At 73.9% G+C, this 7,460-nt stretch carries 6 protein-coding genes; 2 read left to right on the top strand and 4 right to left on the bottom strand.

Going from position 1 to position 7,460, the window contains the following annotated elements:
• Positions 1 to 164: 164 nt before the first annotated feature.
• Entirely contained in the window at positions 165 to 1,529 is a 1,365-nt protein-coding gene (locus ACH499_RS07605) for an FAD-dependent oxidoreductase (protein ID WP_399014257.1), read from the bottom strand.
• Positions 1,530 to 1,748: 219 nt separating this feature from the next.
• On the opposite strand from ACH499_RS07605, the gene ACH499_RS07600 reads away from it, so the two are divergent.
• Positions 1,749 to 3,215, top strand: coding sequence for an MFS transporter (locus ACH499_RS07600; RefSeq protein WP_356203553.1), 1,467 nt, complete (start codon positions 1,749 to 1,751; stop codon positions 3,213 to 3,215).
• A gap of 7 nt (positions 3,216 to 3,222) precedes the next feature.
• Here ACH499_RS07600 and ACH499_RS07595 read toward each other — a convergent pair whose 3' ends face one another.
• Positions 3,223 to 3,369, bottom strand: coding sequence for a hypothetical protein (locus ACH499_RS07595; protein ID WP_356203551.1), 147 nt, complete (start codon positions 3,367 to 3,369; stop codon positions 3,223 to 3,225).
• Positions 3,370 to 3,529: 160 nt separating this feature from the next.
• Between ACH499_RS07595 and ACH499_RS07590 the strand changes: the two genes are divergently transcribed.
• Complete coding sequence (locus tag ACH499_RS07590; protein ID WP_356203549.1) at positions 3,530 to 3,703, top strand: CsbD family protein; 174 nt, start codon at positions 3,530 to 3,532, stop codon at positions 3,701 to 3,703.
• Between the two features lie 85 nt (positions 3,704 to 3,788).
• Here the strand turns inward: ACH499_RS07590 and ACH499_RS07585 are convergent, their stop codons facing one another.
• Entirely contained in the window at positions 3,789 to 4,622 is an 834-nt protein-coding gene (locus ACH499_RS07585) for a chitosanase (protein WP_399014256.1), read from the bottom strand.
• A gap of 38 nt (positions 4,623 to 4,660) precedes the next feature.
• Positions 4,661 to 7,408: a SpoIIE family protein phosphatase gene (locus ACH499_RS07580; RefSeq protein WP_399014255.1), complete on the bottom strand. Its 2,748-nt coding sequence runs from the start codon at positions 7,406 to 7,408 to the stop codon at positions 4,661 to 4,663.
• Positions 7,409 to 7,460: the final 52 nt, after the last annotated feature.

Genomic DNA, 7,460 nt, shown 5'->3' with positions numbered 1-7,460 from the left:
CGCCCACCCCACCCCCCCCCCCCGGGGCTTCGCCCCCACACCCGGGCCGCGTTTTCGGGGGGGGGGGGGGGGGGGCCCCCCCCGGGGGGGGGGGGGGGGGGGGGGGGGGGGGCCCGGCGGCCCCGCGCCCGAACATGTTTGCGCGTGAGTCGGACCGCGGTGGCTCAGGCGCCGCTCTCCCTGAGCATGTCCTCGCGCTCGACGAGCTTCACCCGCTCGCGGCCCTGCGGTTCGCCCAGCGCCCGCTCCGCCGCGTCGAGCCGGTACCAGCCGTCCCACGTGGTGAAGCGGACGTTCCGCTCGGCGAGGAACGCGTCCACGGCCTCCGGGCCGGGCGCGTCGGGCGTGTGCAGCCGGCCGTTCCTGAAGTCGTCCAGCAGGTTGGCCACCGTCTCGTTGGCGTCGCCCTTGGTGTGGCCGATCAGACCGACCGGACCGCGCCGGATCCAGCCCGTGACATACGTGGACTGCAGGTGCTCGGCGGTGTCCTGGACGACCCGGCCGCCCTCGTCCGGGACCGTGCCCGACTCGATGTCCCACGGCAGCTTGGGGAGCTGGTCGGACAGGTAGCCGACGGCCCGGTAGACCGCCTGGACGTCCCAGTCCTTGAACTCGCCCGTGCCCTTGACGTTGCCGGTGCCGTCCAGCGCGGTGCGCTCGGTCCGCAGGCCGACGACCCTGCCGTCCTCGCCGAGGATCTCGGTGGGCGACTCGAAGAAGTGCAGGAACAGCTTGTGCGGGCGGTCGCCGACGTCGCGGATCGCCCAGTTCTCCAGGGTCTTGGCGACCATGTCGGCCTGCTTGTTGCCGCGCCGGGTGGCGATCGAGCCGTCGTCGTAGTCGATGTCCTCGGGATCGACGATGACCTCGATGTTCGGGGAGTGGTCCAGCTCCCGCAGCTCCATCGGGCTGAACTTCGCCTGCGCCGGGCCGCGGCGGCCGAAGACGTGGATCTCCTTGGCCCTGTTGGCCTCAAGGCCCGCGTGGACGTTCGGCGGGATCTCGGTCGGCAGCAGCTCGTCGGCCGTCTTGGCGAGGATCCGGGCCACGTCCAGGGCGACGTTGCCGACGCCGAGGACGGCGACCTTCTCCGCCTCCAGCGGCCAGGTGCGCGGCACGTCCGGGTGGCCGTCGTACCAGGACACGAAGTCGGCGGCACCGTAGGAGCCGTCGAGGTCGATGCCGGGGATCGGCAGCGCGCGGTCGGCCATGGCGCCGGTGGCGAAGATCACACCGTCGTAGAACGCGCGCAGGTCGTCCAGGCCGATGTCGGTGCCGTAGTCGACGTTGCCGAAGAGGCGGATCTGCGGCTTGTCGAGGACCTGGTGCAGGGCCGTGATGATGCCCTTGATCCGCGGGTGGTCGGGCGCGACGCCGTAGCGGATCAGTCCGAACGGGGCGGGCATGCGCTCGAAGATGTCTATGGACACACCGGGGTCGGCGGCCACCTCGGACTTGAGCAGGGCGTCGGCGGCGTAGATCCCGGCCGGGCCGGATCCGACGATGGCTACCCGCAGAGGGCGGGGCATGTTCAGGTTCCCTTCGAGCGGTGACAGATCGACTCTCCGGGAAGCCTAAGCTGAGGCAAGCCTAAGTCGGTACGCGGGTCCTTTCTATGAGGGCATAAGGGCGGCTTATGGGATCTCATGGTCCGGCTTTGTGGGCGAGGTTTGAAGCCACCGTCCCGGGTGACGCAGGCGTGAGGCGCGGCGATCGCGTCCCCTGTCGGCCTCACGAGGGGAGTTTCCGTGCACCGTCCGGACGACCGCCCGGACCCCGACCGGTGGCGGGCCCTGTGGGTGACCCTCGTCGCCGGCTTCATGACCCTGCTGGACGTGACGATCGTCGCCGTCGCCCTGCCGTCCATGCAGCGGGAACTGCACGCCTCGGCGTCGTCCGTGCAGTGGGTCGTCTCCGGCTACGCCCTCGCGTTCGCCCTGACCCTGGTGACGGCCGGCCGGATCGGCGACGCGTTCGGCAGGCGCCGCGTCTTCCTCGTCGCCCTGGCCGCCTTCGTGCTCTGCAGCGCCGCCGCGGGGGCCGCGCCCGGCATCGGACTGCTCGTCGCGGCCCGGCTCGCCCAGGGAGTCGCCGCGGGCAGCCTCGCCCCGCAGAACTCGGCGCTCATCCAGCAACTCTTCCGGGGCGCCGAACGCGGCAGGGCGTTCGGGCTCTTCGGCGCCACCGTGGGCGTCTCCAGCGCCGTGGGCCCGGTCGTCGGCGGGCTGATCCTCGCCCTGGCCGGCCCCGGGGGCTGGCGGTGGATCTTCTACGTCAACGTCCCCGTGGGCGTGCTCGCCCTCCTGCTCGGCCTGCGCCTGCTGCCCCGCGTCGCCCCCGCCGGACACGGCCGCCTGGACCCGGTGGGCGTGGTGCTCCTCGGCGCCGGGATCCTCGCCCTGATGCTGCCGCTGATCCTCGCCGAGAACGGCGGCCTGACCCGCATGTGGTGGCTCTTCCCGGCCGGTGTGCTCGTCCTGGCTGCCTTCGCGCGCTGGGAACGCCGGGTGGCCCGCCGGGGCGGGGAGCCGCTGCTCCACCCCGCCCTGCTCACCGACGCGCGCGGCTACGCCACCGGGGCGGGCCTGGGCGCCCTGTACTTCGTCGGGTTCAGCGGGGTGTGGCTCGTGTTCGCGCTGTTCTTCCAGAACGGGCTGGGCTTCTCGCCCCTGCGGTCCGGCCTGGCGGTGACCCCGTTCGCCGTCGGCTCCGCCACCGCCGCGGCCGTCGCGGGCAGGCTGGTCGAGCGGCTGGGGCGGCTGCTGACCGTCTGGGGCCTCGTCGCCGTGATGGCTGGCCTCGGCACCACCGCCGTGGTGCTGTGGCTCGCGCCCGCCGACCGCGCCGCCTGGCTCGCGGCGCCGGCACTGCTGGTGGGCGGTCTCGGCAGCGGATGCGTGATCTCCCCCAACATCACCATGACGCTGCGGGAGGTCCCGGTGCGGATGGCGGGCGCGGCGGGCGGCGCCCTGCAGACGGGGCAGCGCCTCGGCGGCGCCGTGGGCACCGCGGCGCTGCCCGGCCTGTTCTACCTCACGCTGAACGCCACCCGGGAGGACTACCGCGAGGCCGTGGCCCTGTCGGTCGGCACCGCCGTCGCCGCCATGGTGTGCGCGCTGACCGTCGCGGTCCTCGACTGGCGCCGGGACCGCTCCGAGCCCGGCCGCCGCCCGCCCAGGACCTCCCACAGCCACACGCACGCCGGCCGCGGCTGAGACGGGCTCAGCGCCGCTTGCCGAACCTCCGCAGCATCTCCTGCGCCTGCGCACGGCGACGCGGGTCGGCGGCGGCACGGCGCACCTGCTCCGCGGCCCGGCGGCCCTGCGGGCTGCGCGCGAACTGCTTGATCCGGTCCAGCATCCCTGCCATGTGGTCCTCCCGTTCCATCGACGGCCGTCGGCCTCTTTCCGTACCCGCTTGTACCCGGCGGCCCGCCCGACAGCCCACGGGCGGGCCGCGGGTTTGAGCTCGCCGGGGCGGGCACCCGCAGGACAGGACATCGCAACCCGACGCCGTGAGGTGAGCAGACGTGGCCGGCAACGAGAAGTCCAAGGCCAAGATGGAACAGGCCAAGGGGAAGGCCAAGGAAGCGGCCGGCCGGGCCGTCGGCAACGAGAGGATGACGGCCGAGGGCCGCGCCGAGAAGTCGAAGGGCGACGCCCGTCAGGCCAAGGAGAAGGGCAAGGACACCTTCAAGCACTGACTCCCGTACCGACGAGGCGGCACCCCGCGGGCCGCGGAACCCGGCGAACGGCCGGTTCCGCGGCCCGTTCGCCGTGCCCGCCGGGTCAGTCGATGAGGTAGGCGTCCCCGTACACCCGCCACTCCAGCGGCGGGTCGAGGTCGAGATTGCCCTGACGCAGGAAGACGCGCTGCGCCGTGTCGACGCGGCTGGTGTCGCCGTGCGCCTCCTCCTGTCGCATCGCCCACACCCGCGCGTCGAGGAAGGCGTGCAGCCACGCCGTCTCGTCCCCGCCCCGCACCGGCGGCCGGGCCACGGCGAGGGCCCGCTCGCGGATGCTGCGGAAACCGGCCGGGCCGCCCTCGCCGTGCATGACCATCGCGTCGTAGTAGATGAACTGGCCGAGCGTGCCGGTCCCGTCCGCCCGGCCCCGCTCAACGGCCGGACCGAAGTACACGCGGTCGCGCTCGTCGTCCTGCGCCCGGCGGAACTCCGCGTCCCGGGCCGCCTGGCGCCAGTCCTCGGGGAAGCCGGGATCCAGCCCCTCGTGCGAGTCGGAGCCGTTCACCGCGCGCAGCGCCGGCAGACGGTGCGCGAGCGCGTTGCCCGGACGGCGGCCGGTGTACAGCTCCACCAGGGCGAGCATGTCGCCGGTGCCCGAGCAGAAACCGATGATGCCCGCCGTGTAGCCGCGGCCGTCGCCGATGTCCTCGATGTACCCGTACTGCGCCCGCCAGTCGAGCGAGGAGTTCTCGGCGCTCGACACCAGCCGCATGGCGATCTCCTTCTTCGCCGGGTCGTCGAGCCCCGTGGCGGGACCCGCCGCCGCGCGGACCGGCCGCAGCGCGGGGACGGCCGCGGCCGCGGCACAGGTGAGGGCGAGCAGGGCGCGCCGCAGCGGCCCCTCGGGGCGCGCCGGCTCGGGGGACGCTTCGTTCACGGATACTCCTGGTTCGTGCCGACGGGCGGCGCCGGCCCTCAGGGCACCGGCTGCTCCGCCCAGATGACCTTGCCGTCCGGGGTGTAGCGGGTGCCCCAGCGCTCGGCGATCTGCGCCACGAGGAACAGCCCGCGCCCGCCCTCGTCCGTCATCGCCGCGTAGCGCAGATGCGGCGAGGTGCTGCTGCTGTCGAACACCTCGCAGATCAGGCTGCGGTCGCGCAGCACCCGGACGTGGACGGTCTCACCGCCGTACCGGATCGCGTTGGTGACCAGCTCGCTCAGGATCAGCTCCGTCGTGAACGCCAGTTCGTCCAGGCCCCACTCCGCGAGCCGCCGGGTGACCCCGGCGCGCACCTCGCCGACCGCGGCCGGGTCCTTGGGCACCTGCCACTGGGCGACCCGGTCGGGGCCGAGCCTGCGCGTCCGGGCCACGAGCAGGGCGATGTCGTCGCCCGGCCGGTCCGGCAGCCGGGCGTCCAGGACCGTGCGGCACGTCTCCTCCGGCGAGGGACCGGACGCCTCCAGCGCCGCGCGCAACTGATCCAGACCCACGTCGATGTCGTGCTCCCGGTCCTCCACGAGCCCGTCGGTGTACAGCACGAGCCGGCTGCCCTCGGCCAGGTGCAGCTCGGCCGTCTCGAACGGCAGCCCTCCCAGGCCCAGCGGGGGGCCGGCGGGCACCTCGGGGAACTCCACGCCGCCGTCCGGACCGACCACCGCGGGCGGCGGATGACCGGCCCGGGCCATGACACAGCTTCCGGACACCGGGTCGTAGATCGCGTAGAGGCAGGTCGCGCCGGTCACCGGGGCACTGGAGTCGTCGGCGGCCTCGTCCTGGTCGATACGGGCGACCAGCTCGTCCAGCAGCGTCAGCAGCTCCTCCGGGGGAAGGTCCAGCGCGGAGAAGTTGTGCACCGCCGTACGCAGCCGGCCCATGGTGGCCGCGGCGTGCAGGCCGTGGCCGACCACGTCGCCCACGACCAGCGCCACCCGGGCCCCGGACAGCGGCAGCACGTCGAACCAGTCCCCGCCCACCCCGGCCTGCGCCGGCAGATAGCGGTAGGCCACGTCCAGGGCGTTCTGGTCGGGCATCCGGCGCGGCAGCAGACTGCGCTGGAGCGTGACCGCCATGCCGTGCTCGCGCGTGTAGCGGCGCGCGTTGTCGATGGAGACCGCGGCACGCGCGACCAGCTCCTCGGCGAGGGCCAGCTCGTCCTCGTCGAACGACTCCGGCCGCCGGCGCCGCCAGAAGCTGACCACTCCGAGCACCAGGTCGCTCGCCCGCAGCGGCACGGTGATCAGCGAGTGGATGCCGTGCTCCATCACCCGCGCGGACTGCTCGGGGTTCTGCGCCTGCCACTCACGGGCCTGTCCGAGGTCCGCCTCCAGTACCGGCCGGCCGGTCTCCAGGGTGCGCGCCTGCGGTGAGGTCGCCGTGAAGCGGATCTGCCGGCCCACCGGATACAGCGGCGCCTCCCCGTCCAGGCCGCTGAGCGCGGCGCGGCGCAGCGACGACCCCTCCGGCACCCCGCCGCTGAGCACCGAGTCGAACAGGTCGACGGTGACGTAGTCCGCGAACCGGGGCGCGGCCAGCTCCGCCAGTTCCTCGGCGGTCCGGCCCACGTCCAGGCTGGTGCCGATGCCCACACCGGCGTCGTACAGCATGTCCAGCCGCTCCCGGGCCGCCTCGGCGCGGCCGGACAGGGCCCGCAGCTCCGTGGAGTCGCGCAGGGTGGCGACGCTGCCGGGCGGGCCGCCCCGCTCGTCCGTGGGCCGCAGGTTGACCGCCAGCAGCCGGTCCTTGACCCGGTGCACCTCGTCGGTGGCGACCCGCCCGGAGTCCAGCAGCCGTGCCGTGTCCTCGGGCAGACCGAGGTCGAGGACGTGCCGCCCCTCGGCGTCCCCGGGCAGGTCGAGCAGGCGGTGCGCCTCGTCGTTGGCGAGCAGCAGCCTGCCCTCTCCGCCGATGATGAGCACTCCCTCGCGCACGGAGTGCAGGACCGCGTCGTGGTGCTCGTACATCCGGGTCATCTCGTGCGGGCCCAGGCCGTGGGTCTGCCGCAGCAGCCGCCGGCTGACCAGCGCCGTGCCCGCCGTCGCCAGGGTGAGCCCGATGCCCGCGGTGATCAGCACCAGCGGCAACTGCCGGTCGGCCACGCCGCCCACGTTCTCCGTCGTGATGCCGGCCGAGACCACGCCGACGACCGTGCCGTCCGGCTCCTCGACCGGCACGACGGCCTGGACCAGCCGGCCGATGGTGCCGTTGATCTCCTCGGTCACCGTTCGCCCGGCGAGCGCGGGGGCGATGCTGCCCACGAACTTGTTGCCGATGCGGTCGGGCTTGGGGTGCGTGTACCGGATGCCGTCGGTGTTCAATACGACGACGAAGTCCACGCCCGTCGCCTTGCGCGTCGCCTCGGCCCGTGGCTGGAGCACCGCCGTGGGGTCGGGACTGCGCAGCGCCGCGACGACACCGGGCGAGTTCGCGAACGTCGAGGCCACGGCGAGGGACCGGTTGCGGGCCTCGACCGTGCTGTCGCGCCGCACCTGGAGCACCAGCGAGACCGCCGCCACTACCACGAGCAGCAGCACGATGACCACGTTCAGCAGGAAGACCTGCCCGGCGACGCTGCGCCCGGACAGTGCGGAGCGCAGCGCGGTGACCGGGTTCCGCCGCCCCTCGCCCGCCGCCTGCCGCGACCGGTCCGCGTCTCGCTGCCGGGCGAGCGAACCGCTGGGACGACGGGGTGACCGCTCTCCCGATCGACCCATCAGTCGGACCATGTGCCCATGTCTACACTGCCGGGCCGCAGGAGGCGAGAGGCGCCCGCCGGGC

Origin of the sequence: Streptomyces sp. NPDC018947 (assembly GCF_044390505.1) — a bacterium.
Taxonomy (GTDB): domain Bacteria; phylum Actinomycetota; class Actinomycetes; order Streptomycetales; family Streptomycetaceae; genus Streptomyces.
The sequence above is the reverse complement of the archived record's forward strand: the minus strand, read 5'-3'. Positions and strand labels throughout refer to the sequence as shown.